Here is a 25,639-nt window from a genome sequence, read left to right on the forward strand (position 1 = left end):
CACTCACCTACGCTGTTCGGTACTCCGTGCGCGACGATCCCGAACGGTGACTCGAAGGAATCGTCCCGGGTGATCGACTCTCGAACACCCCCACCCCTTCGTTTCGACTGGAGATCGCCCAATCCGGAGGTGGTATCGAGCAATGTTGTGGACCGTTTTTCGATCGATACCCATCGACCGAGCCGTCTCGAGCCACCAGAGTCGTGATTTCGGATAGTTCGGAGCATCGAGAGGCCTCTAGTAACTTGACGGGATAACGAGGTCAAATCTAGTTCTCTCTAGTAACTAATCTAAACCGACCTAGTAACTATTCTATTCTGCTAGTGGCACGGACCTTATTCTCAACCCACTCGAATAAAGATTCCCATTCTAGAATCCTTCCCTCCCCCTCCCTCCTTCTCGTCTCTCTCCAGTTGAAACGAAGGGGTGGGGGGTTCTGGTCGAGTCGATCCGTCGGAACTCTACCAAAAGTCACCACTCTACACTGCACTCACTATGCCACTCCTACTACGCCACTCCCACTACGCTACTCTCACTACGCCACTCCCCCACTATATCTCTCTTCTCGGAGTCTCGAGACGCTATTACGACGCTATTACGCGTGTACGTAATCTACTATTATCCAGTTTCGGTAGCTCCGCTCGAGGGTCGAAACCGGTGTTCGTGTCCACGAGTCAGGAGAAACTCGTCGCGTATTGGCTGCGAGTCGGGAGAAACTCGCCGCGTGCTGGAAGTCAACGCGTGCCGGAATTCGCCTCGCTTTACCGCGTTCGAACCCGGTTTATCTCCCGAAATCGGTGGTCTCTCATCATCGCAGCTGAATTAAAGGGAAGAATTTATTACAGAGGTGTTCCTCTGTTTCGTTTGCATCAACTGGATCCGGACTGGGCTATCACGCTCGTAGATCGGCCGAGTTGGCCCATCTACTCTCGCACGTACCTGGTTTCGGGCTCGGGTCTCCACACGAAATGAGGGGGTGATCGTACGACGCATGTCTGACGACGAGACGAATACACCGAACGCAAACGGAATCGACGGGACGCACGGACTTTCGAGAAACCTCGGTCGAGCGGAGCTCACCGACGACGAGTCCAACCAGGGCCTGTTCGACGATCTCCTCAGCGGCGAGCCTATCTTCGAGAACAAGGAAGTCCTTCGCCCCTCGTACACGCCGCACGAACTTCCACACCGAAGCGATCAGATCAACAAGATGGCGACGATTCTCGTCGCCGCCCTTCGCGGCGAGACGCCGTCGAACATTCTCATCTACGGGAAGACCGGAACCGGAAAGACCGCCAGCGCGAAGTTCGTCAGCAAAGAACTCGAGAGCACGTCCCAGAAGTACAGCGTTCCCTGCGACGTCGAGTACATCAACTGCGAAGTGACCGACACACAGTATCGCGTGCTCGCGCAACTCGCGAACAAGTTCATCGAGAAGAACGAGGCGAGGATCGACGATCGGATCGACTCGCTGGAGGAGTTGCTCGACGCCGTCGACGAGTACGAAAGCGAGTCCGACTTCGAACCCGACGATTCTCCGTCGGCCGAATCCGCGGATCTGTTCGAGTATCCCGCCGCCGACGATCCGGACGAGTCGAGGCCGGGTGCTCGGAGCGGGAGTTCCCGTTCACAACACGGTTCGGGCGACCAGCACCGTTTGGCTTCGAGTGGAAACGAAAACTCGTCGCATGCTGGCGGTTCTCCAGGTGAAACGAAGGGGTCGTCCTCCGGCCCAGTCGAAACGGGGGCACCTCGAGACGGAGGGGTGAACGGATCTGGCGGTGAAGCCGAAACGGACGCCAAAGGCGGCGGCAACCAGAACGAGTCCGCGACCGACCGACGTTCGTCGGGACGTCCCGCCGACCATCCCCTCGAGTCCACCGGATTCGACTCCCGCGAGGCGATCGACCGGCGGATCGAGGAACTCGAGGACGATCGGGAGTCGTTCGAGGAGGTACCGATGACCGGATGGCCGACCGACCGCGTTTACAGTGTCTTTTTCGACGCCGTCGACTACGACGAGCGGGTCGTCGTCATCATGCTCGACGAGATCGACAAGCTCGTCGAGAAAAGCGGCGACGACACCCTCTACAATCTCTCGCGGATGAACTCCGAACTCGAGAACTCCAGAGTCTCGATCATCGGCATCTCCAACGATCTGAAGTTTACCGACTTCCTCGATCCGCGCGTCAAATCCAGCCTCGGCGAGGAGGAGATCGTCTTTCCGCCGTACGACGCGAATCAGCTGCGCGATATCCTCCAGCACCGTTCCGAAGTCGCGTTCAAATCGGGCGCCCTCTCGGACGACGTGATTCCGCTCTGTGCGGCGTTTGCGGCCCAGGAACACGGCGACGCCCGTCGAGCGCTCGATTTACTTCGGACCGCGGGGGAACTCGCCGAGCGCGCCCAGGCCGAAACGATCGTCGAAGAACACGTCAGACAGGCCCAGGACAAGATCGAACTCGATCGCGTCGTCGAGGTCGTCCGGACGCTTCCGACCCAGAGCAAGCTCGTCCTCTTTTCGATCATCATGCTCGAGAAAAACGGCGTCCACAGCATCAACACCGGCGAGGTGTTCAACATCTACAAACGGCTCTGCGAGGAGATCGACGCGGACGTCCTCACCCAGCGGCGCGTGACGGATCTCATCAGCGAACTCGACATGCTCGGTATCGTCAACGCCGTCGTCGTCTCGAAGGGACGTTACGGTCGAACGAAGGAGATCAGTCTCTCAGTTCCGCTCGAGGAGACAGAGGCGGTGTTGCTCTCGGATTCCCGTCTCAGCGATATCGACGACGTCCAGCCGTTCGTCCAGGCCCGTTTCGAGAATTGAACCACACAGGCCCGAGGACCTCGATTTTCTCCGTTTCCGCTGACTCGTATCGAAGCGTCAATAGGGGTTCGGCCCCGCCGATCACGTATGGAACGACGGAGGTTACTGCTCGCGACCGCCGGTCTCGCCGCGACCGCCGGCTGTCTGTTCGACGACGGACTCGCCGGGAACGGGAGCGACGACGGGGAGCTCGATGGACACGAACGCGGCGAGCTCGAGATCGTCATCGACGGTACGCCGGTCGACCTCTCGGCGGATCGATTCCAGGCCGAACACGCTGACGACTACTCGATCGACTTTCACCTCCACGAGTTCGACGACTACTGGTACATGGAGGGCGACGAACGGGTGACGTTCGCCGAAGCGATCGACTTTCTCCCGCACTTCTCGTACGATCGCGACGACGGCAATCACGTCGTCACGTATGACGATACGACGTACGACGGCGCCGACGGAACGGAGCTGACGTTCGTCCGCAACGGTGACGTCGTCGATCCCACCGACCACGAACTGTACGACGGAGACGACCTTCGTCTCGAAATCACGACCGACGCGTGATTCGAGGTGTGCCGTTCCGTGAGCCGTCGTTCGCGTGAATCGTCCGGAGTCCTGCCTGAACGATCGACTCCGGCGGAACGGATCGCGACGACCAGCGGAAAACATCCGGGCTGTCGAAAGGCGATCCGTTTTCACGGTTCGCGTCGTATCGGTTCGACAGTCGTGATACCGTACCGTTTCGAGTGGAACCGTCGGCGGTTCACGCTGGCCGACGGCGGCGATGCTCCCGTCCGGGGTGGCGGACCACCGGCGATCGATCGATCCTCGCGTCACTCCTCGGGCTCGCCCGACTGATCCGCCGATGGAGGTCTACGTTCGCACCGCGACCGACGACGACGTACTCGAGGTTCGGCGCATCCTCGACGCGGCGATGCTCGAGCCGGGAAACGTCGAGACGCGCATCGACGAGTGCGACGTCCTGGTCGCCGGCGATTACGCGAGACGGTCGACGGTCGACGGTCGCAGTCGGCGGGCCGACGAAGCGGCGACGAGTGAACGGCTCCTCGGCGCGCTCGTTCTCGAGCCCTACGACGGCGATCGGGGCGCGCACGTCTCCGCCGTCGGCGTTCGCCGCCGTCACCGGGGCCGCGGCATCGGCCGCGCCCTGATCGAACGCGCGCTCGAGCGCGAACGACGGCTGACGGTCCGGTTCGACGAGCGGGTCCGTCCGTTCTACGAGAGGCTCGGCTTCGCGATCGAACCGATCGACGGGAAACGACACCGGGGCGTCGCGACGGCCCGCGAGCTGAACGGGCGGTCCGGATGAACCGCCCGTCTAGCCGAACGAACTGCTCTCGGTAGACGATCACTCGCCGTCGCCCGAAACCGGTTCGAGCCGTGATCGAAACCGTTCCAGTCCGAGTTCGAGCATGTCGGGACTGACCGGCTGAAACTCGCCGTCGTCGGGGAGGTACGGTCGAACGGAGTCCCAGCTGTCGCGGGCGTATCGCTCGTCGAGTAACACCCGAACGCCGACGTCTTCGGGCGAGCGGATCACGCGCCCGATCGCCTGTCGCGCCTTGCGGACGGCTGGAATCGTCAGCGCGTACGTGAACCCGTCGCCGAACTCGTCGTCGTAGGCCCGTCGGACCGCCTTCGTCCGCGGGCTCGCGGTGTTGACGATCGGCACGCCACAGACGACCGCCGCCGAGAGCCGGTCGCCGCTGTAGTCGACGCCCTCCGTCAGCGTTCCCCGCAGACTCGTCACCAGCACCTTTCCGTCGCCGGCGAAGAACTCGGTTTTGAGCGACTCGGTCGCCTCGTCGTCGCTCGAGGCGTCGAGCAGGACTGGCTTTTCGAGTCGATCCTCGAGCACGCCGGCGATCCACTCGGCTTCCGCGTAGCTCGGCATCCCGACGAGGACGTTTCCGGGGACCCGACAGACGTCGGCAACCGCGTCGGCGTAGTGGCGACGAGTCGAGTGTTGCCGCCGATCGTCTGCCCCCTGTGCCGGCGTTTCTCCCGCCGCGTCGTCCGCGACGCTCGCGTTCCCCGGCCGTCCGCGATTGTCGTACGTGAACTTCGGGGCGGCGACGGCGAAGCTCTCGCGGTTCTCTTCGGGAAAGTGAAGGCCGTACCGTCGCTCGACGACCGGTCGATCCTCCTCGCGTGCGAGATACTGCAACCCGGTGACTTCGGTGAACGCTTCCATCGGCTCGAGCGTCGCGCTCATCAGGACGCCGCCGCCGAACGAGGCGAGGCGTTCCCCGATGGCGTCGCTCGGAACGCAGTTGTGGATGGCGAGTCTGGCGGTGTATGCGCGTCGCCAGGAGTCCCCGGGCTCGGTCTCGTTCCAGGTGCGCTCGAGTTCGATCTCCCGGAAGTAGTTCGTGTGATCCCGACGGTACCACTCGCCCAGCACGCGTCCGACGGCCGGCGCGGAGCGGGTTCGGTCCTCGTCTTCGGCTTCGTTCAGGATGCGCGCGACGACGGCTCCGACCGCCTCGGCGCGGACCCAGTCGACGTCGCCGTAGCCCGCCTCTCGCGCCCACGTCGTCAACTCGTCTTCGCCGGGTTCGGCGGGATCTCTGAGCGGAATCTCGTCGTCCGCGAGGTCGGTCAGGTTCGATTGCCACCCCCTCCGTTTCCGGTCGAGATGGGCGGTCACCCGGCGGTCGAGTTCGCCTCGGAGGTCCCGGACGAACTCGAGCGTTCGGTTGAGTTCCTCGAAGCTGACGTCGGTGTCGTTCAGCTCGGCCCGGACGAGGTCGGCGTCGGCGGTCTTCGATCCCCCTTCGGCACGCCGACCCTCGCGCTCGAATGTGATCGGCTGGATGACCCGCGAGAGCTCGGTTTCCGCGTCCCGCAGCGTCGCGTCGGCGACGCCATCGCTGACGAGGTCGCGAACTCGCGGCTCGAGCATGTGTGCTTCGTCGCAGACGACGAACGTCGACTCGTCGAGAAGCGCGCCGGTGAACGAGCCGACCGTTCGCGGATCGAACGCGTGGTAGTAGTTACCGACGACGACCTCGACCTGATCCAGGACGGCTCCCATGACCGAGTGGGGGCACGTGCCGTGACGGGCCGCCCGGGCGACGAGGTCTTCGGGCGTGACCATCCCCGCTGCGGTGACGTCGTACGGGACCGCTTCGACCGGGCTGCCGTCGCCGTCGTCCGGCAAGTCCTCGAGGTACCGCGCGTAGAACGGGCAGTACTCCGTCTCGACGCCGGCCGGCCCGCCGTCCGCGTACGTGGGGAGCTCCCGCGGGTAGGGCGTCGGCTCGCCCGCGGTCTCGAGGAACGTCCCGTCGCGGCCGCGCTCGCCGCTGTCGGCCAGCCCGATCTGTTGGCTGCGAGCGCGGTCGGCCAGCGCGCCGGCCGTCGTCTGTCCGCCCTCGCCGGAGAGGTCGCGGGTGCGGTCCCGAAGCGTCTCACAGCGGTCGTAGACGTTTCCGTCGTCGATCCCGGCCGTCCGCTCGCGGTTGTACGGACAGACGTCGGCCTTCCCGACGAGCGTGAGCCCCGAGACCGGCCGCCAGTCCTCGGGGAGATTCTCGTTGATCGTCTCGAGGTCGGCCTCGAACTGGCGCAGCTGCTGTTTGACGCTCGTGAGGACGAACACGCGCTCGTAGTCGGTCTCCGGATCGCGCACGAGGTCGATGCCGGCGGTGAGGGCGATCATCGTCTTGCCGGTGCCACAGGCACCCTCGACGACGGTGTATCCGCCCGATCGAGCGGTTTCGATGGCGGTTTCGATGCCGTCGACTTGCTCGTCGTACGGCTGGTCGTGGCCGAAGATCGAGCGCCAGGTCGACATTCGGTTCGAACTCATCGTCGGTCGTCCATAGCCTTGCCGGACTCGTTGCCGCGGCTTCCGTTATATACCGTCGGACGCAGTCGCGTCGGTCGGTCTCGACGCTCGAGCGGTATCGACGTCCAATCCGTCCGGCGGCTCCACTGGTAAAATTGAGATGTCCGGCGGTTTCACCGGTACAGCGGGCCAGCAGACCGTCTCAGTCTTCGGTGGTCGTCTTGTTTTTCTCGAGTTTGCCCCGGTAGATCTCCGCGCCGTCCTGGGCGACTTTTTCCGCCAGCACCGCGCACTTGATCCGCATCGGCGAGATGTCGACGCCGAGCATGTCGACGACGTCGTCGCGGTCCATCTCGAGCAGTTCGTCGACGGTCTTTCCCGTGAGGTCGCTCGAGAGCATGCTCGCGGAGGCCTGACTGATCGCACAGCCGTCCCCGGAGAAGGCGACGCGCTCGATACGCTCTCGACCGTCCTCGTCGGTGTCGAGTTTGACGTCCATCCGAATCTCGTCGCCGCACATCGGGTTCTCCCCGACGTGGGTGAACGTCGGATCCTCGAGTTCCCCGTAGTTGCGGGGGTTCTTGTAGTGGTCGAGGATCTGCTGTCTGTACATATCCGAGCCCAGTCCCATCGTTGTCCACGAATAGATCGGTGAGTTGTAAAAGGGTTCCGGGGCTCGCGTACCCACGATACCGAAATCCGTTATCTGAGTAACTCTGGCGAGTGTCTCGGTACCGATCGCCGACCACACCGTATTTGACGCTGCGAACGCGAGTATCAGTCGTGTTCGAGTCGACTCCACGAATTGGGTTCGCTCGAGACGCCGCCCCCTCCGTATGAAACCGATCTACTTCTGTCGCCGGTGTGACGAGGAACTCCCGCGGACGGCCGAGGAGTGTCCACACTGCGGCTACAATCCGGCGTCGATCGCGTGGCGCTTCGGCGCTGGCGCGCTGATCTTCGGTGGGGGACTGGCGCTCGTCTCGCCGCCGATCGGACTCTTCGGCATCTTCGTCGGAATCGTCGCGATCGGCGGCAGCTACCTCCTTTCACCGGCGGGCTGATCCGCCGTCGGTTCCGATCCCGTCAGTGCTTTACCCGCATCGGTCCAACGGTCGGCCATGCGAGTGGAATTCGACGAGGACACCTGTATCGGGATGTACCAGTGCGTCGCGGAGTGGGACGCCTTCTCGAAGGACAAAGCGAGGGGGAAGGCGATCCTCGAGGAGAGCGAGGAGAGCGAAGACGCCGTCTTCGCTCGCGAGGTCCCGGAAGACGCGGAACTGGACGCGAAGTTCGCCGCGCGGACGTGTCCCGTCGACGCGATCACGATCTACGACGACGACGGCGAACAGCTCATTCCCTGACGGCCGATCAGCTTTCGTTCTCACCGCCGTAACGCGGCGTCGACGAGTTCCGACTCGACCGTCCGGAGCAGCGTCGACGCCGCGCTCTCGGAACACTCGAGGTCGGCCGCGACGTCGGCGAGTGATCCGCTCCGAGGGACGTCGTAGTAGCCGACCTCCCGTGCGACCTCCATCGCTTCGAACTGTCGGGCGGTCAACCGCCCCGCCAGCGTCTCGGCGCGGCGCTGGTGGTCGCTCACGCGCTCGACCTCGACGCCGACGTCTTCGGGGAACGCCTCGAGCACGCCCGCCAGCGCGTCCGGTTCGCCGAGGACGGTGACGTGGACCGTCTCCCGTCCGGTGTAGACGATCGGCGGAACGATCACGAGTCCCGGCACGTCGAACGATCCCATGAACGTCGCGTCGGCCTCGCGGAGCTCCATCTCGACGTAGCCGTAGAAGGTGTCCTCGTCGACCCGCGTGACGTCGTATCGGCGGACCATCTCGAGATCCGCTGCGATCTCGTCGAGCGCCGCCTGGTCGCCGACGACGAGCGAGAGAAACCGCATCGTCTCCGCCTCCGGATCGATCTCCCAGGAGAGCACTTCCTCCCGAAACGTCGGTTCGACGGGGACGTTCGGCACCGGCATCTGCATCGACGGCGGGAGTCGAAGCGTGAGGTCAGCAGACCGCATACTCGTTCTTATCGTTTAAAGACGTTCAGTGCTTCGGGACAATGACGACGGTATTCGCCACCCTCCGTTCGAGTATGAGCGATCCACGACCGACCTCGAGCGCGCCGGCATCCGGGCCTCGCGGCCTCCCGCTGATCGGGAGTACGCTCTCGTTCGCCCACGATCCCGTTTCGCTCCTCGAGTCGAACGCCGAGTACGGCGACGTCGTTCGGTACGAGGCGTTCGGACGCGACCTCGTCGCGTTCTACGATCCCGGCCACGTCGAGCAGGTTCTCGTCTCCCGGAGCGACGAGTTCTGGCGCGGCGAGTTCGAACACGAGTTCAGCGACGTGATCGACATCGAGGGAGTGCTGTTCGCGGAGGGCGACGAGTGGAAACGCCAGCGGCTCATGCTGCAGTCGGCGTTCACGCCGGACATGATCCGAACCTACGCCGACGCGATGGTCGACGAAACCGTTCGGGCGATCGACGGCTGGGCGGATGGCGAGGTCGTCGACCTCGAGGAGGAACTGTCGGCGCTCACGCTCGCGGTGCTCGCGCGGTCGCTGTTCGACCTGGAACTCGACGAGGATCGCGGCGATCGGGTCCGGCGATGGGTCCACGCGATGAGCGAGTACACGGCTCGCGAGGTGTTCGGCGCTGGCGCGTTGTTGCCGGCGTGGGTGCCGAGTCGGACCGCTCGCGAGTTCGATCGTGCGACGGCCGACGTCCGCTCGCTCGTCGAGGAGCTGGTGGCCGAGCGCCGCGCGTCGGGTGCCGACGGCAACGACCTGCTGACGCTGCTTTCGACCGGGGAGTACCCCGACGGAACCAGCCCCTCGTCGGAGGAGATCGGCGATCAGCTTATGACCTTCCTGCTGGCCGGCCACGAGACGACCGCGACCGCGCTCACGTACGCCTGCTGGCTGCTCGCAGGTGACGACGGGACGCGGGAGCGCCTCGAGTCCGAACTCGAGACCGTCTGTGGCGATCGTGATCCGACGTTTGCGGACCTCCCCGACCTCGCGGTCACGGAGGCGATCGGCCGCGAAGCGATGCGCTTGTATCCGCCGTTGCCGTTTCTCCACCGCGAACCGCACGAGGTGACGTCGGTCGGCGGTCACCGAATCTCGCCGGGAACGACCGTCCAGCTTCCGATGTACGCCATCCACCGCGACGAGCGGTGGTGGGACGACTCCGACGAGTTTCGACCCGGCCGGTGGCTCGAGGGCGACGGATCGGACGCGACGGTCGTCGCCGATCCCGACGACAGACCCGAGTACGCCTATTTTCCCTTCGGCGGCGGGCCGCGCCACTGCATCGGCATGCGCTTTGCGATGACGGAGCTGCAACTGACGCTCGCGACGCTCGCCCGACGCGTCGACCTCGAGCGAGTCACCGAGTCGGTCGAGACGGACGTCGGAATCACGCTCGATCCCGGACTGGTCGAGATGCGGGTTCGAAAGCGGTAGTCGGCTCCGCTGAATTGTACTTCATCTAATGAAATACGCCTGCCAAGTAGAGAGAGAACTCACGTCTCGTCACCGCTTGCAGCGGGGAGCGTAACCGAGAACGTCGCGCCCTCGCCCGGTTCAGACTCGACCCAGATGTCGCCGCCGTGGCGCTCAACGATGCGCTTACAGAGCGCGAGGCCGATTCCCGTTCCCGAATGCTCGTCCTGCGCGTGTAGTCTCTGGAACACCTCGAAGACACGCTCTCTGTCGTCCGGCTTGATCCCGATTCCCTCGTCGGTGACCGAGACGATTACCCGCGAACCGTTTCGGACAGCCGAAATATCCACCTGTGGCGGCTCGTCGCCGCTGTATTCGATCGCGTTAGAAAGCAGGTTCTGGAATACCTGGCGTAACTGCCCTGGGTCACCCTCGACACGAGGCAGCGATTCGACCGTGATTTCGGCATCGCTCTCTTCGATTCTCATCCGGAGGTCCTGGCGAACGTCCGCGATAACGGCGTCCAGATCGATCGGCTCGAAGGGATCGCCGCGCGTTTCGATCCGCGAATACTCGAGCAGCCCCTCGATCATGTCGCGCATCCGGTCGGCACCGTCGATGGCGAACTCGATGAACTCCTCACCGTCCTCGTCGAACTCGTCCGCGTAGCGGCGCTCGATCAACTGGAGGTAGCTCGTGACCATCCGCAGGGGCTCTTGTAAGTCGTGTGAGGCGGCGTAGGCAAACTGTTCGAGACGCCTGTTGGATTCCTCGAGTCGCCGCTCGAACTGCTTGCGCTCGGTGATATCGGCCAGAGCGCCGGGGAACGTCGTCGGATTCCCGTCGTCGTCGTACTCGACGTGACCGCGCGCGACGACCCACCGGAGTTCGTCGTCCCAGACGCGGTACTCTTCTTCGTACTCCTCTCCCGATTCGATTGCGTCCTCAATCTTTCGTTCGACCCGCTCGCGGTCGTCGTCGTGAATGGCCGAGGTGAACTCGTCGAGCGGTACGCCCTCGCTGGCCGCGTCTGGATCGATCCCGAACTTCTTGGCGAAGGAAACGCTCGTGACCATTCGGTCGTCGGGAATATGCCACTCCCAGGTCCCGACAGCGCCGGCTTCGGTCGCCGCCTCCAGTCGCTCCTTTGCATCCTCGAGATAGCGCTCGCGTTCGACCCGCTCGGTTACGTCGTTTGCCGCACCCAGCCACCGAGTAATTTCGCCATTCTCATCCAGAAGCGGTGTAGCACGCGAGACGATCCAGGCTACTGTGCCATCATTACGAACGACCCGGTGTTCCAACTCGAAGCTGCTTTTCGTACGAACGGCTTCGTCGATGGTTTTCTGAACGCGCGGCTGGTCTTCTGGCGGAACGGCTTTTTCGATCCACGGCGGCCCTTGCTCGTCGGTGTCAGCGAGGAAATCCGCCCCCTCTAACCCGTGCATCTCGCTCCAGTCCGCGTTCGCACTGAACACCGCATCCGACGTGGTGGTGACCAACGCGCGAAAGCGCTCTTCGCTCTCACGCAGTTGTTCGTACGCCTCTCGTTTTGCCTCTTGGAGCAACTCCTGTCCGCGCAGTACGATGTCCGATGCGAGCTGTGATTCCTCCGATTCGAGCTGTGACTCCGACGTGTCTGAATCCTGTAACAGCTGCTGGTCGCCGTCTGCCTGGAGTTCCTGAACGATCGGAGTGATGTCCTCGACGCTGTGGACGATGTAGTCGAGTTTGCCAGCCGCGTCAAACACTGGCGAATTGATCGGATTCCACCAGCGTTCCTCGAATTCGTCACCATCGAACTCGCTGCGCTCGTCCGATGAGGATCGCCTCGCTTCGCTCGGCTCACCGCTGTCGGACTCGCGATCGGGGATCGGATAGTGTGTTACCGACATGGTGTCCGCTTCCCCGGTCTCCGCTACCCTCTCGAGCGACTCGCGTAGGTTCTCGACGCCCTCGGCTGGATCGTCGGGATTGTTCGGAAAGATCTCGAACAACGTCTTGCCCAGAATCTCCGCCCGGTCGGTCATCGTCGCATCCAGATACGCATCGCTCACGGCTACGATTTCGTAGTCCCCTGGCTGTACGATGAGATAGTTGCCGGGAACGTTCTCGAACAGTCGACGAAAGGTCGCTTCGGTGGCTTCCGTTTCCACCTGTTTGCGTGTGCCGGTTTCGCGAACGATTCCGATCGCTCCCTGTACGGTATCGCCCGCGTCGAGCACGTTTACCCGCACTTCACAGCGAACCCGTTTCCCCTCGGCGGTCTCCATGGTGAGTTCGAGTGGCTCGCTTTGGTCGGAGGCGTTCGCTCGAAGACGGTCGATCTCACGTTCGATCGACGCGCTGTCGCCGCCGAAGAGCGTGGACACGTGCTCGCCGAGCAGTTCCTCACGCGTGTACCCGGTTATCTCGACGATGACGTCGTTGACCGAGACGAGGCGGTCTTCGGCGTCGAGTCGATAGATCCCATCGTCGATCGTATTGACGAGCGTACGATAGTGCTGGAGGGCCTCGGTGTCGTCCGCCTCTCCCCATATCGTCACTTCAGAAGACCCGGCCCGTTCGCTCATATACCTGCTAGAGACCCCCGACTCGGATAAGTTCCTTGCTCAGACCTCTCCCTGTATTATTCGGCAAAGTGTGCATCGTTTCAGTCGTTACTATATACATTTAATTCACACCATTTTCTAAATACACCAAAGAAACTCATATCAATAAACCTAATATATCAGGCGCGTCGCCGTCCATCGCCGCGAACGAGATCCGCGACGTCGTGGAGATCTTCGAGGTCGTAGGTCGGCGTGGCCTCGAGTTCCGTCCCCCGACAGTGCGGCCGGCGGACGAACGCCGACTCGAGGCCCGCGCGCGTTGCGGCGACGACGTCGCTCTCGCTGTCGCCCACGTACAGCACCGATTCGGCCGACAGGTCGGCTATCGCCCGCTCGAGGTAGTGCGCGTTCGGCTTTTTCAGCTCGAGGCTCTCGATCGTCATCTCGCGGCCGTAGTACGTCTCGAACGCCCGCTCGAGGTCGAAGTACGCCAGGACGAACTCGATCGTGCTGTGGTGGTTGTTGCTGACGACGCCGCAGTCCACCGGGAGATCGACGATCGCGCTCACGTCGTCGTACCGGCCGCGGACGCCGCGTTCGAACTCCTCGAGCTGGGAGCGCTCGTCGTGGCGCTCGCGGGCCTCCCAGAACGTCTCGGGCTCGAGGTCGTAGGCCGTACAGATCTCCTCGAGTTCGCCGACGGTGACGCCGTCGACGATCGCCTGGACGTGAGTCCGTGCCGGCTCGTCGATGCCAACTTCGTGAAACGCGGCCCGCGTGGCCGTTGACTGCGTCTCGGCCGGCGGGGGCTCGACGAGGATGCCGTCGCTATCGAACAGAACCGCGTCGTACTCGCTCACGTCGAACCGGTTCGCAAAAATATCAGTTTACCGTTTCGATCGCGATCGTCCGGTCGATCCGCGTCCGAAGCTCCCTGAGCTCGTCCCGAATCTCCTCGCGACGGCCGGCCCGGCTCAGGCGATCTTGTCGTACTGCTCGGAGAGCTTCTCGGCGGCCTCGCCGAGCTGGTTGCGCTCGAACTCGGTGAGGTCCCACTCGACGATCTCCTCGACGCCGTTCGAGCCGAGCTTGACGGGGACGCCGAAGGCGGTGTCCTCGTGGCCGAACTCGCCCTCGAGTGTGACGCTTGCGGGCAACACCTCGCCCGTGTCGCGGAGAATCGCTTCGACCATGTGGCCAACGCCGGTCGCCGGCCCCCACTCGGTCGCGCCTTTCTTCTCGATGACGTTCATCGCCGAGGTCAGGAGTTCCTCGAGCAGTTCCGCTTTCTCGTCGTCGGTGAACTCGAGGTCGCGGCCGTCGACGCGGACCTTCGAGAAGACGGGCACCTGCGCGTCGCCGTGCTCGCCGAGGATCGTCGCCTCGACGTTCTGGACGGGCGCGTCGTAGCGCTGGGAGATGACGTACCGGAATCGTGCGGAGTCGAGGCGACCGCCGAAGCCGATCACCTGCTCGCGGGCGCGGTCGCCCGCCTCGTAGAGGTGGCGGTTGAGCAGGTCGACGGGGTTCGACGTGGTGACGGTGATGAAGTCGTCGTTGTACTCCGCGAGCGAGGAGCCGATGTCCTCCATGATGGGTGCGTTGTCGCCCGCGAGGTCGATTCGGGTCTGGCCGGGCTGGCGGGGGATGCCGGCGGTGATGACGACGACGTCCGACCCCTCGGTTTCCTCGTAGCCGCCCTGTCTGATCGTCGTGTTCGAATCGTAGGCCGCTCCGTGGTTCGCGTCCGCGGCCTGTCCGATCGTGTCGTCTTTTTTGTCCGGAATGTCCACGAAGACGAGCTCGTCCGCGACGTCACGAAGCGCGATGTTGTAGCCTGCGGCGGCCCCGACCGTTCCGGCCGCGCCGACCACGCTAACTTTCGTCATACCACGTACGAATCCACCTCCCCTCGCGTTAAATCCGTCGAAACGGAGTCTCTCTCACGATTCGACGAGTTTCATACCGACGATCGTCGAAACCCCCACGGTGGATCGGAGCCCTCAAATTGGGAACAGGAAAACAAATAATTTATAATCTATCGGAGACAGCCGATGTGGTATGCGTTACCACGTGGGGATTGCCGCTATCGTACTCGCGGTCGTGTTGGTGGGGTGCGTCGGCGGAACCGCACAGGACGCCGGTCCGCTGGGGGACGATTCGCCCGAGCCGACGACCGACGACTACGGCTTCGAGGAGGTCGCACTCGAGGCCGGCTTCGAGTACGAGTCGATCAATATCGGGGCCGTGAACGGAAACGACGGCGTTTACGCCGTCGACTACACGAACGACCTCCGGACCGATCTACTGGCGATCGGCGGCGGTGAACCCGTGCTGTTTCGAAACACCGGCGGTGCGTTCGAACGCTCCGACGATCTCCCGCCGGTCGAAGGAACGATCCAGGGAGCCCTCTTTTTCGACCACGACAACGACGGCTGGGAGGATTTGCTCCTGTTACGTCGGGGGGAGACGCCGGTCTTTTTCGAGAACGACGAGGGGACGTTCCGCGAGCGCGACGTCGGTTTCGACGACGAGTTCGTCGTTCCCGTCTCGGCCAGCGCCGCGGACGCGACCGGCGACGGCTGCCCCGACGTCTTCGTCGCCGATTACGGCGACTGGCTCGACGAGCATCCGAGAGGCTGGCACTATCAGCTCGCGTTCCCCGCCGAAGAGGACAACGGACAATCCAACGCCCTCTACACCGGCGACTGCGGCGAGTTCGAGCGCGTCGACGACGCGGGAATCGAAGGCGACCACTGGAGCATGGCGACGAGTTTCGTCGACCTGACGGGCAACGGCCACCCGGACGTTCACGTCGCCAACGACTACTTCGCGGACGAGATCCACTACAATCGAGGCGGCGGCACGTTCGACCGGGAGTACCTCGGAAACGAGACGAACCGCAACGGCATGTCCTCGAGCGTCGCCGACGTCACCGGTGACGGCCAACTCGAGATCTTCGTGACGAACATCTACTTCCCCCGCGACCGGTGGGGCGAGCTCCCCGACACCCAGCGACAGCTGTTCGCCGACTTCATGACCGCGCGAATCGGCGACCGCAATCAGGGGAACAACCTGCTCGTCCGTACCGACGACGGCTTCGTCGATCAGGGCGAGGAGCGGGGGCTGGCCGAAGGTGGCTGGGGCTGGGGCGCTGCCGTCGAGGACTTCGACGGAGACGGCCAGGTCGACGTCTTCCACGCGACGCAGTTTCAGGCGCGCTTCGACGAGGGTGAGCCGACGTTCGTCCGGCCGATGCTGTTCGCCCAGAACGACGGCCAGTTCCACCGTCTCGACGCGAGCGAACTCGGCCTGCAGGAGGTCGACGAACGCGGCGTCGCCGCTCTCGATTTCGACTCGAGCGGCTCGATGGACGTCGCCGTCGCGGGGAACGTGGCCAGCTACCGCCTCTACAGCAACGAGGCCGAACAGGGCGACAGCCTCCAGGTCGTCGTCGCCGGCGCGGACGACCTCGATCACACCGTCCTCGGCACGACGGCCAAAGCGACCGTCGACGGCAACAGCCAGCTTCGAGTGCGAAACGCCAGGGCTGACTACCAGTCCCAGGAGACCCGGACGCTGCACTTCGGCTTCGGCGAGGCGGACGCCGTCGACGAACTCCGCGTGACCTGGCCCGACGGAACCGAACTGACGGTCGAGGACGTCGAGACCGGACAGCGAATACTGGTAACGCCCGACGGAATCGCCGACCGTCACTCATACTCGTAACCGATGCCATCCCGAACACCACCACGTGACGCCGACCCGAATCGATTCGGGACCGACGTTTCGCTCCGGCGAAGTCGCCGATCGTTTCTCGTCGCCGCCGGGACGACGGGACTCGTCGTCCTCGCGGGCTGTGCCGACGTGTACGGTGCCGATCGGGACGCCGTCGACGATCCGCTGTGTCTGTGGAACGAACGGTTCGTCGAGGAGATCCAGCACTTCCGGGGCGGAAACGTCGCGCCCACTCGACGGGGTGCGTTGCTCAACGTCGCGACGTTCGACGCGATCAACGGCGTCGCCGCGGCCGCGGGGGACGACCACTTCGAGCCGTATCTGGCCGATCCGTCGGCTGCACCCGCCGACGGGTCGCCAGTTGCCGCGCTCGCCGGGGCCGCCCACGAGACGATGACGTCGCTGTACGGTGGGGAGTTCGAACCCGCGCTCGAGGCGACGCTCGCGGCGGCCGGCGGGGGAGACGTCGACGCGGGCGAGCGATGGGGGCGCGCCGTCGCGACGGACCTCCTGGCCCACCGCGACGACGAGTACGCGACGAGCATCTACGTCCCCTGCGACGACGCGACGGAGCCGGGGTGTTTTCGCGGTGACTGGAACCCAGTCCACGCCGCTATCGACCCGTGGACGCTGACGACGGCCGACCAGTTCGGTCCCGACGGGCCGCCGCCGCTCGAGAGCGAAGCCTACGCGGACGCCTGGTGGGAGGTGTACGAGCGGGGCAACGACGCAGACGATCGGCCACGGGAACACGTCGACGTCGCGTCGTTCTGGCGCGGCGCGCCGGGATCGCCCCGACCGCCGAACATGTGGAACGTCGTCACCCAGCGCCTCGTCGTCGACGAAGATCTCCCCTTGCTCGAGGAAGCTCGGCTGTTCGCGCTGTTGAGTCTGGCGCTGGTCGACGCCGGCATCGCGGGCTCGCGAGCGAAGTACGACTACGGCTTCTGGCGGCCCCGAACCGCGATTCACGAGGCCGACCGCGACGGAAATCAGGAGACGCACGCCGACCGGACGTGGAGACCACGGGCCGTCGGTGGCTCGCCCGAGTACACCTCGACGCTGGCCGCCTACGGCGGCGCGGCCTGTCACGTCCTCGAGGGGGTCCTCGCCAGCGGCGACTACTCCTTCGAACTCGGCGGCGACATCCGAACCGGCACCGCCGGCGAGGACGAGGGCGTGGTTCGATCGTTCGACAGCCTCGAGGACGCGCTTTCCGAGTCGCTCGACAGCCGAATCTACGTCGGGAACCACTTCCGATTCGCGCTCGAGGACGGCCGCGAACAGGGCGAGCGAATCGGCGAGTGGGTTCTCGACTCCGTCCTCCGACCGGTCGGGTGAGCCACAGGATCGCGTCGCTGAACGCCTTGCACGCCGGCTCGCGAATGGACGACAACGGTGGCCGTTCCGACGGTTCGAGTCCGGCCGATCGTGAACAGCGCTGTCCAGCAGTATCAAGTGCGTAGTCCCGAAACGAGCGGTATGCGCGCAAGCGTCGTTGGCGGCGGAACGATCACGGACAGCGAGCGGGACCTCGCCGAAGCGGTCGGCCGGGAGCTCGCCGCCCGCGGCCACACGGTGGTCTGTGGCGGCCTCGGCGGCACGATGGCGGCCGTCTGTCGCGGTGCCAAACGCGAGGGTGGGACGACGATCGGCATTCTTCCCGGCGACCGAACGGCGGCGGCCAACGAGCACGTCGACGTGCCGATCGCGACCGGACTCGGCCACGCCAGGAACGCCCTCGTCCCACTGAACGGCGACGGGGTCGTCGCGCTCGCCGGCAGCGCCGGCACGCTCTCCGAGATCGGGTTCGCGGCGGTCTACGACAGACCGATCGTCGGTCTCGGCACCCACGAGATCGACGCCCTCGAGATCGAAGTCGTCGAAACGCCCGCGGCGGCGGTCGACGCGCTCGAGGCAGCCCGACTCGAGTAGCGACGCCGAAACTCACCTCGTCACCGATCGGCGGGCAGTCTGTCGCAGCTTTTTCGACATTCCGGCACATCTAGATGGGTATGAGCGACTTCGACAAGGAAGCCGAGCGCGAGAAGCTTCGGGAGAAGTACGAACGCGACAAGAAAGAGCGCGAGGCCACCCAGCGGATGAGCGACCTCCTGCTCAAGGGGGCGACGATGACGAACACGCACTGCGGGACCTGCGGCGATCCCCTGTTCTCCCAGAGCGGAACGACGTTCTGTCCGAGCTGTCACGGCGGCCCCGACGCCGTCGAGGGACAGCCGCCGGCCGATGCGGACCGAACGGCAGACGACGTCCCGACCGAGGGGGCCGACGCGGATGCGACGGACGCGGGAGCGACGACGGACCGTCCGGAGACCGACGAACCGACGACGATCGAACTCGACGACCGCGACGCCGAAACGGGAGGAACTTCCCGGCCGACGGAGAAAACAGCGTCCGACGCCCGCGTGGACGACCGATCCACGCCGGGTAGCGGCGACGAGGCGGTCCGCCCGTCGGAACCGGAGTCGAATTCCGACCGTTCTTCGCCGTCCTCGAGCGAGAGACCACCCCGCCGTTCGCCGTCGCCGCCGTCGGCGGTCGAGGGCGACCTCGAGTCCGCTCGCGACTCGCTGGTCAGGGCCCTCGAGAAGTTCGCCCGCGAAGCCGCCGCTACCGACGATCCCCGGTACGCGACCGAGTGCCTCGAGGCCGCTCGGGAGGCGAGCGAGACGCTGAACGCGTTGCGATAATTCTTCACGCGGACGCGGTTCCCCGTTCGATCGTCGTTCGCGTCGTTCGTTTCCGCGACGAGCGTTTCCAGCGTCGTCTCGCTGATCGTCCCACTGACGATACGCTCACACCGGTCGACGGGAGAATCCATCGTGACCTAGGATCGATCCGGCAGAGATATTTCCACAACCAAATAGGCAAATTATTTATATTCTCCGTTGACACGTTAGTCCGCCCTTGACACGATGAAACCGCTAGATTGCCGCTTCACACTGGTCCTCGTAGTGGTCGTACTGCTCGCCGGTATCGTCCCCGCCGTCGCGGCCGCGGGTGACGCCGGATCGGATACCGACGTCACGTTCGACCGAAACGTCTGGGCGGCGTGGGACGGAGAGACGGTCCCCGTCGAGATGGAGATCGACGGCGACGATCGAATTACGCTGGTCGTCGCAGAAGACCACGCCCCCGAAAACGAAGCGTTCGAAGCCGAGGTGACCGTCGAAGACGCGAACGAGAACGGGACGGCGACCGTCCTGCTCGATACGGGCGCACTCGGCGTCGACTCCGTCGACGACGCCATCCGGCCGGGTCCGGGAACGGAGCTTTCGGATCGGTCTCAGACCGATCTCGACGACTCGCTCGCGGTCGGCGTCTACGACGTCACAGCGTTCGTCGACGGCGAGCAAGCCGCCCTCTCCACGCTCGACGTCGTCGAATCCGAAACTCCGGACGAACCGGAAGACGAGGACGAACCGACGAACGATTCCGTTCTCGAGCACTCGCTCTGGGAAGTCGATCGCGGCGAGTCGGTGACGATCGATATTCCCCTCGCCGACGCCGATTCGGCCGCGATCCTGCTCACCGGACGGACGGTCGGCACCTACTACGACGCGAAGGCGACCGCGAAGGACGCGAACGGAAACGGAACGGCGACCGTCGTCGTCGAGACTGCGGGACTCGGGGACGATCCGATCGACGACGTTCTCGAGGCGGGCGACGGGACAGAGCTGACGGAGACGGAACAGCTCGTGCTCGACCGCGATTATCCACCCGGATACGACGACTGGTTCTACCAGTTCGAGGTACGTGACCCGGACGATGAGCCGGTAGACGACGTCTCCCTCGTTCTTTGGGAGGATGGCGACGAATCGACTGACGGAACGGACGACGGTGCCGGCGACGCGGAGAACAACGACGACACCAAATCCGGCGGAGACGGCGATGGCACCCGGTCCGACGCGGCCGACGCCGACGGATCGGAGACCGACGGCGACGCCGACACCGAAGACGACGCTGGCGGAAACGTCGCCGACGACCTTCCCGGATTCGGCGCGATCGTCACGCTCGTCGGAATCGCGGCGCTGGCGCTCGGATTCGCCGGACGAGCTGGCGCGTCGCAACACTGAACGCCCGCCGTCGGGTTTTGCTCGGCGAGCGGATCGACGCCCATCGATCTCGAGTCGACCCGACGCGTTCGCTCGCGCCGATCACCAGACACTCGCGCGTTCGCTCGCGCCGTTCAGTCCAGAAACCGCGAGCGAACGTCCTCGCTCGGCATCATGCACTGATCTTTCTTCCCCCAGATCCGATACCGGTTCGCCGCGACGACGTCGTACCCCCAGTCGCGGAGCCGACGCGGGAGAACGCCGAGCGGCCGCGCGAGCGCGTAGACGCCGCCGAGGAGGGAAGCGATGCGGATCACCGCGGACGATTTCACGTAGGCGTCGTCGCCGTCGATCAACACGATCGAGTCCAGTTCGTCGCTCGAGAGGCCGTGCTCCTCGCGGAGGCGCTCGCCGACGTCCGACTGGAGCGAGGCGAAGTAGAACGTCCCCTCCGGATCGCGGGGGATGAGAAACTGCACGAACCCGGTACAGAGGTTACAGACGCCGTCGAAGAGGACGACCGCTCCGTCTTCGGGGATCTCCGTCTCGGTCTCTTCGGCCATCGATACTCGCGTTTGGCGGGGTGGACAGTTCAGGATTCCGGTCACCGGACGTCCTCCGGCGGCGGTGCGATCTCCTCGGGTTCGTGATCGCCGCAGGCGTTTCGCTGTATCAGGTGGACGTCCGTCTTCCGCTCGCTCGGCGTATCGATCGTCTCCAGCGTGATGTCTTCGTTCACGTAGTACATGTCGATGTGAGTGAGCTCGATGCCGTACTCCTCCTCCCAGGTTTCACACAGGTGCTCTGCGAGCACGTCGGGTGCGTCGTTGCCGGCGCTCGAGCCGCCTCGACGGACGCTGTTCATGTAGAATCGCTCCCGATACGTTCCGTACTGTTGCTGTAGCTCGTCGTGGGGGCGATCGTACGAGAGCGGCCGCTCGTTGTAGACGTCGATCAGGTCGCCGTCGGCGGTTCTGGCCGGGAAGACGTAGTACCGATCGGTCGTCCGTGGATGCGGGGCGAAGATGGTCCAGGTCGGCTGGTCGACCGAAACCGTCGAGGCGACGTCGTCGACGTGTCGATCGGGTCTCACGTCGTCGCCGACCACCGCCCCCACCGGCGCGTACGAAAAGAGCAGGACGACGATCAGCGACGCGGCGACGACCGCGAGGCTGACGTCGTAGACCGCCGATTTGACCTCCCGCCATCCCTCGGAGTCGATCCGGAGTTCGGGGACGGACGCCGCCACCCGCTCCAGTCGGGAGAGCCGGTCGGCGATGCGCGCCGGCTCGAGGCCGGCGTACCGCAACAGCGTCTTTCCGTCCTCCCACACTTGGCCCTGGAAGAACAGGAGCAGGCCCGCCCACGCGACGTACGCGAACGCGCCGATTCGGACCGTCACGGCGAACGTGGCGTGACCGCCGACGAACATCAGCGCAAAGAGCATCCGCTGTCGGCCGACGAGCAACAACAGGAGCCACGAGAAAAGCAGCATGTAGTACCACGTCAGCCCGCCGAACTGGAGCAGCGTCGGGAACGTGCGGACGGTTTCGCCGAGCAGGAACGTCATGTCGTCGAGTCCCAGGATCAGCGGCGTGGCCTCCCCGCCGGTCCACAGCTCGGATTCGCGCTTGTGGATGCCGTTGATGAAGTACATCAGGACCATCTGGGTGAGGATCAGCGCCGGCGCGATTCCCGTGACGCTCGCACGCGGCGTCCGGTCCGCGTGTACGGCGTCGATCGACCACCGCTCGCCCAGCGGGAGGAAGATCGCCCAGAACAGCAGCAGTCGGAACAGCACGTCGGCGTAGCTCGTCACCAGCGGGTTGTGGTGATCGAGCGAGATGACGAGCAGGAACGAGAGGATCGTGGCGATCCGGGTCTTGTAGCCGACGATCAGCTGAATCGCGATCAGAATCTGGACGACGAACAGCGCGGCGATCACCGTCGGATCGGACGTGTAGTGGTAGACCGAGAACACGCCGTCGGACGAAAGGTCCTGGGCGAGCCACTGCGGGACGACGCCGGTGTCGGTGTAGAAGTACGAGAAGTTGCGACTCCGGAGCACGATATCCGCGACGATGAGCAGGCCAACGAACACCCGGAAGACGGCGAGCGTTCGCGTATCGATCCGGGTGCGATCGGCGATTCCGCGCCGAACGCGCTCGAGGTACTCCGAGCCGGAAGACGACAACTCCGGAGTCATAGGTTCGCTGTTGCTGGACGGGTAAGCGGGTGCTCTGTTCGGGCGTTTCGAATCCGTTCGTTCGTGATCCGAGGTCCTGTCTCGAGTGTCATCGTGGCGAGATCCGGTCGCACTCGAACGCCACGGTCGGCGCTCGAGCGAGTTCCCGATCGGGATGAGTCGGCAGGCCGACTCTGGAGGGCGGATCGGGTGTCTCTCGCAGTATCGAGAGTAGGAGTATATATATCTTTTCGTTCACAGGATCCCGAACGAAGGTCGCTCGTCACCGGGGGATCGTAGTGGCGATCGCATCGCGGTACTGACCGCCCGGGCTCGATCCGATCGAGCCTCTCCCCGTCGGTGTCGAGGACTCTTCCTGGTGGGGATCAGTTTCCGCCCGCGTACTCGCTGCCGATGACCTCGCGAATCCGTTCGGCCGTCACCCGGCCGACGCCGTCGGCCTCCTGAAGTTCGTCCTCGGTCGCGATCATCACCGCCTCGACGGTGCCGAACTCCTCGAGTAACGACCGCGCGGTGACGGGACCGATCTCGGCGATCGAGGAGACAACGTACTCCTGTTGTTCCGCGAGCGTCTTGGTCCCTTTCTCGCCGTGGACCGACACCTCGCGGTCTGCCATCGTCTGCTCGCGGCTCGCGATCACCGCGAGCAGCTCCGTCGTCTCGTCTTCGTCGTCGGTTCGCAGGACGCTCGCGCCGAAGTCGACGGCCAGACTCGAGAGCGCGCCCCGGATCGCGTTCGGGTGGACGTCCCGCTGGTCGTACAGGTTCGCCCCCTCGACGACGACGACGGGTCGCGAGTAGTGGCGGGCCATCGCGCCGACCTGCTCGAAGACGGATCGGTCGCCGCCGACCAGCGAGTCGACGAAGTCGGCCGCCGACTTGCGCTCGACGACCACGCGGTCCGAGCAGACGTAGTCGCCCACCTCGAGCGTCTCGAGGCGAATTTCTATCTCCTCGCGCCTCGAGAGATCGCGGGCGATGTTGGCGTCCATCTCGCGTTGGTCGGCGACGATCTCGACCGCCTCGCCGTCGGCGGATGGCTCGCGCGGTTCGACCTCGTCGCCCGTCTCTTTCCCGCCGCTTTCGGTACTCGGATCCGAGTTCTCGTCGGCGAACTCCTGGAGTCCTGGCTGAGTCACAGCCCCCTGGCTTCCACTGGAATCACCACCGCCCGCATCGGGTTTTCCGGCCTCGTCGTTCACTTTCACTTCGCCCTCTCCGTCGAACTCGCCGAGCGACAGCTGGGGAGCCTCGAGTTCGTCGGCCAGGTCGGCGGCCATCCCCTTGAGGTCGCGCAGTTCGCTTTCCATCTCCTTTTCGCGACGCCGGGAGATCCAGAAGTAGGCCTCGTCGCGCGTGTCTTCGGCCATCAGCACGACGACCCGTCCTTCGGATTGGCGACCGGTTCGGCCCTTGCGCTGGATCGACCGGATCGCCGTCGGCACTGGCTCGTAAAAGAGGACGAGGTCGACCTCGGGGACGTCCAGCCCTTCTTCGGCGACGGACGTCGAGACGAGCACCTCGAACTCGCCGGCCCGGAAGTCGTCGAGCACTTCCTGTTGCTGGTTCTGGGTCATCCCGTCCGACCCCTCGCGGTCGCCCTGTCCGACGAACCGCTTTGCGTCGAAGCTCTCCGAGAGGAAGTCGGTCAGCGCTTCGGCCGTATCGCGCGACTCGGTGAAGACGATGACGCGCTCGCCGCCCTCGAGTCCCAGCGTCTCGGCGAGCAGCATCCGCGCCTTCCGGTATTTGGGGTGGAGTTCGTCGAAGCTCTCGGCCCGACGCATCGCTTCGCGAACCCGCGGATCGGAGACCATCCGCTGGCTGGCCTTCGAGGCACCCGAGGAGCGAGCCTGGTTGCGCTGGCGCTCGAAGTATCGCCGGAGTGCCTCGACGCTCTGGGTTTCGACCAGCGTGACCGCCTGGCGGAGCTTCATCACCTCGGCGTGGACGGACATTCCCTCGAACCCTTCCGACTGGTCGTTGTCGATCAGCTGCTGGAGCTGTGCCCGCATCCGATTGAGGTCCGTCTGGGACTGGTCGGGCTGGGTCGAGCGCGCAACGCCGAGTTCCTTCAGCTTCTCGAGGCGGTCCGTGATCACTTCGTTCAGCGCGTCCCGGATCTCCAGTACTTCCTCGGGGAGGTCGATACGCTCCCACTCGACGTCGGTCTCGTGGGTGAACTGGGCGACGTCGGCGTCCTCTTCGGTCATCACCTCGACCTCGCGGATGCCGAGATTTTCGCACACCTCGAGGATCGCTTCCTCGTCGCCGCCGGGCGAGGCGGACATCCCCGTAACGAGCGGCCGCTCGGCGTCAGCGTGGTAGCGTTCTGCGATGTAGTTGTACGCGTAGTCGCCGGTCGCGCGGTGACACTCGTCGAAGGTGAGGTGGGTCACGTCCGACAGCGAGATCCGCGAGCCGACGAGGTCGTTTTCGATCACCTGCGGCGTCGCCATCACGACGGTCGCCTCTTCCCACGTCGTCGCGCGATCCTCGGGGCTGACGTCGCCGGTGAAGACGACGATCTCTTCGTCCGGAATCTGCAGCGCCTCGCGATAGAACTCCGCGTGTTGCTGGACGAGCGGTTTGGTCGGAGCGAGCATCAACGACGTGCCGCCGACCTCCTCGAGCCGGCGAGCCGTCACCAGCAGGCTCACCGTCGTCTTCCCCAGCCCGGTGGGCAGGCAGACGAGCGTGTGATCGTTCGCCGCGGTTCCCGCGAGTTTCAGCTGGTAGAGTCGCCGCTCGAGAAAGTCGGGCTCGAGAAGCGGGTGATCGATCGTGGGAGGCTCCCCGCTCTCGTCCGTGGTCGCCATTACCGGAGCTTCTCCCTCGTCGCGAATAAGGGTTCCCGTACCGCGGTGAAAGTAGAGTCGACGCGTGGGGCCGGCGGTCGGCCGCGGGGCGAGCATCCGCGACCCGTTTTCCGTCCCGGCGAAGCGCCGACGAACC

Annotated in this window: 20 protein-coding genes; 11 read left to right on the forward strand and 9 right to left on the reverse strand. The window is 64.7% G+C overall.

Annotation, left to right across the window (positions count from 1 at the left end):
• The first annotated feature begins 991 nt into the window (after positions 1-991).
• The 3 genes from EA472_RS09535 to EA472_RS09545 all read left to right on the forward strand — a co-directional run bounded on the left by EA472_RS09535 (position 992) and on the right by EA472_RS09545 (position 4,157).
• Positions 992-2,833: an AAA family ATPase gene (locus tag EA472_RS09535; protein ID WP_124191272.1), complete on the forward strand. Its 1,842-nt coding sequence runs from the start codon at positions 992-994 to the stop codon at positions 2,831-2,833.
• A gap of 87 nt (positions 2,834-2,920) precedes the next feature.
• Positions 2,921-3,391: a hypothetical protein gene (locus EA472_RS09540; protein WP_124191273.1), complete on the forward strand. Its 471-nt coding sequence runs from the start codon at positions 2,921-2,923 to the stop codon at positions 3,389-3,391.
• A 301-nt stretch (positions 3,392-3,692) separates the two neighbouring features.
• A complete protein-coding gene (locus tag EA472_RS09545; RefSeq protein WP_124191274.1) occupies positions 3,693-4,157 on the forward strand; it encodes a GNAT family N-acetyltransferase in 465 nt (154 codons plus the stop codon).
• A 39-nt stretch (positions 4,158-4,196) separates the two neighbouring features.
• Here EA472_RS09545 and EA472_RS09550 read toward each other — a convergent pair whose 3' ends face one another.
• Both EA472_RS09550 and sufU read right to left on the reverse strand, forming a co-directional pair.
• Positions 4,197-6,647, reverse strand: coding sequence for an ATP-dependent DNA helicase (locus tag EA472_RS09550; protein WP_124191372.1), 2,451 nt, complete (start codon positions 6,645-6,647; stop codon positions 4,197-4,199).
• A 196-nt stretch (positions 6,648-6,843) separates the two neighbouring features.
• Positions 6,844-7,272: a Fe-S cluster assembly sulfur transfer protein SufU gene (gene sufU / locus EA472_RS09555; RefSeq protein ID WP_124191275.1), complete on the reverse strand. Its 429-nt coding sequence runs from the start codon at positions 7,270-7,272 to the stop codon at positions 6,844-6,846.
• A 205-nt stretch (positions 7,273-7,477) separates the two neighbouring features.
• On the opposite strand from sufU, the gene EA472_RS09560 reads away from it, so the two are divergent.
• Both EA472_RS09560 and EA472_RS09565 read left to right on the forward strand, forming a co-directional pair.
• The gene (locus tag EA472_RS09560; protein WP_124191276.1) at positions 7,478-7,705 is read left to right on the forward strand and encodes a hypothetical protein; all 228 of its coding nucleotides are present in this window, start codon (positions 7,478-7,480) and stop codon (positions 7,703-7,705) included.
• Positions 7,706-7,762: 57 nt separating this feature from the next.
• The gene (locus tag EA472_RS09565; protein WP_124191277.1) at positions 7,763-8,008 is read left to right on the forward strand and encodes a ferredoxin; all 246 of its coding nucleotides are present in this window, start codon (positions 7,763-7,765) and stop codon (positions 8,006-8,008) included.
• A gap of 20 nt (positions 8,009-8,028) precedes the next feature.
• Here EA472_RS09565 and EA472_RS09570 read toward each other — a convergent pair whose 3' ends face one another.
• Entirely contained in the window at positions 8,029-8,682 is a 654-nt protein-coding gene (locus tag EA472_RS09570; RefSeq protein WP_124191278.1) for a helix-turn-helix domain-containing protein, read from the reverse strand.
• A 74-nt stretch (positions 8,683-8,756) separates the two neighbouring features.
• Here EA472_RS09570 and EA472_RS09575 point away from each other — a divergent pair, with 74 nt between their 5' ends.
• Entirely contained in the window at positions 8,757-10,133 is a 1,377-nt protein-coding gene (locus tag EA472_RS09575; protein WP_124191279.1) for a cytochrome P450, read from the forward strand.
• Between the two features lie 59 nt (positions 10,134-10,192).
• Here EA472_RS09575 and EA472_RS09580 read toward each other — a convergent pair whose 3' ends face one another.
• From EA472_RS09580 to mdh, 3 genes are all read right to left on the reverse strand, one after another.
• Positions 10,193-12,685, reverse strand: a complete 2,493-nt coding sequence (locus tag EA472_RS09580) for a PAS domain-containing sensor histidine kinase (protein ID WP_124191280.1) — start codon at positions 12,683-12,685, stop codon at positions 10,193-10,195.
• Positions 12,686-12,843: 158 nt separating this feature from the next.
• Positions 12,844-13,524 (reverse strand): HAD family hydrolase, encoded by a 681-nt coding sequence (locus EA472_RS09585; protein WP_124191281.1) that lies wholly within the window; start codon positions 13,522-13,524, stop codon positions 12,844-12,846.
• A gap of 114 nt (positions 13,525-13,638) precedes the next feature.
• Positions 13,639-14,553: a malate dehydrogenase gene (gene mdh, locus EA472_RS09590; RefSeq protein WP_124191282.1), complete on the reverse strand. Its 915-nt coding sequence runs from the start codon at positions 14,551-14,553 to the stop codon at positions 13,639-13,641.
• 172 nt (positions 14,554-14,725) lie between these two features.
• Between mdh and EA472_RS09595 the strand changes: the two genes are divergently transcribed.
• The 5 genes from EA472_RS09595 to EA472_RS09615 all read left to right on the forward strand — a co-directional run bounded on the left by EA472_RS09595 (position 14,726) and on the right by EA472_RS09615 (position 20,499).
• The gene (locus tag EA472_RS09595) at positions 14,726-16,393 is read left to right on the forward strand and encodes a CRTAC1 family protein (RefSeq protein ID WP_124191283.1); all 1,668 of its coding nucleotides are present in this window, start codon (positions 14,726-14,728) and stop codon (positions 16,391-16,393) included.
• A gap of 3 nt (positions 16,394-16,396) precedes the next feature.
• On the forward strand, positions 16,397-17,743 hold the full coding sequence (locus EA472_RS09600; RefSeq protein ID WP_124191284.1) for a vanadium-dependent haloperoxidase: 1,347 nt from the start codon (positions 16,397-16,399) through the stop codon (positions 17,741-17,743).
• A 141-nt stretch (positions 17,744-17,884) separates the two neighbouring features.
• A complete protein-coding gene (locus tag EA472_RS09605) occupies positions 17,885-18,337 on the forward strand; it encodes a TIGR00725 family protein (RefSeq protein ID WP_124191285.1) in 453 nt (150 codons plus the stop codon).
• Between the two features lie 80 nt (positions 18,338-18,417).
• Positions 18,418-19,113: an Sjogren's syndrome/scleroderma autoantigen 1 family protein gene (locus EA472_RS09610; RefSeq protein ID WP_124191286.1), complete on the forward strand. Its 696-nt coding sequence runs from the start codon at positions 18,418-18,420 to the stop codon at positions 19,111-19,113.
• A 264-nt stretch (positions 19,114-19,377) separates the two neighbouring features.
• Positions 19,378-20,499: a hypothetical protein gene (locus EA472_RS09615; protein ID WP_124191287.1), complete on the forward strand. Its 1,122-nt coding sequence runs from the start codon at positions 19,378-19,380 to the stop codon at positions 20,497-20,499.
• 113 nt (positions 20,500-20,612) lie between these two features.
• On the opposite strand, the gene EA472_RS09620 is transcribed toward EA472_RS09615, so the two are convergent.
• From EA472_RS09620 to EA472_RS09630, 3 genes are all read right to left on the reverse strand, one after another.
• The gene (locus tag EA472_RS09620; protein ID WP_124191288.1) at positions 20,613-21,041 is read right to left on the reverse strand and encodes a thiol-disulfide oxidoreductase DCC family protein; all 429 of its coding nucleotides are present in this window, start codon (positions 21,039-21,041) and stop codon (positions 20,613-20,615) included.
• Positions 21,042-21,082: 41 nt separating this feature from the next.
• Positions 21,083-22,684, reverse strand: a complete 1,602-nt coding sequence (locus tag EA472_RS09625) for an HTTM domain-containing protein (RefSeq protein WP_124191289.1) — start codon at positions 22,682-22,684, stop codon at positions 21,083-21,085.
• A 365-nt stretch (positions 22,685-23,049) separates the two neighbouring features.
• Positions 23,050-25,503 carry a DEAD/DEAH box helicase gene (locus EA472_RS09630; protein WP_124191290.1) on the reverse strand — a complete coding sequence of 818 codons (2,454 nt, stop codon included), beginning with the start codon at positions 25,501-25,503 and terminating at the stop codon, positions 23,050-23,052.
• Positions 25,504-25,639 lie beyond the last annotated feature (136 nt).

The organism is Natrarchaeobius oligotrophus (genome assembly GCF_003841465.1).
In the GTDB taxonomy this organism is placed as follows: Archaea; Halobacteriota; Halobacteria; order Halobacteriales; family Natrialbaceae; genus Natrarchaeobius; species Natrarchaeobius oligotrophus.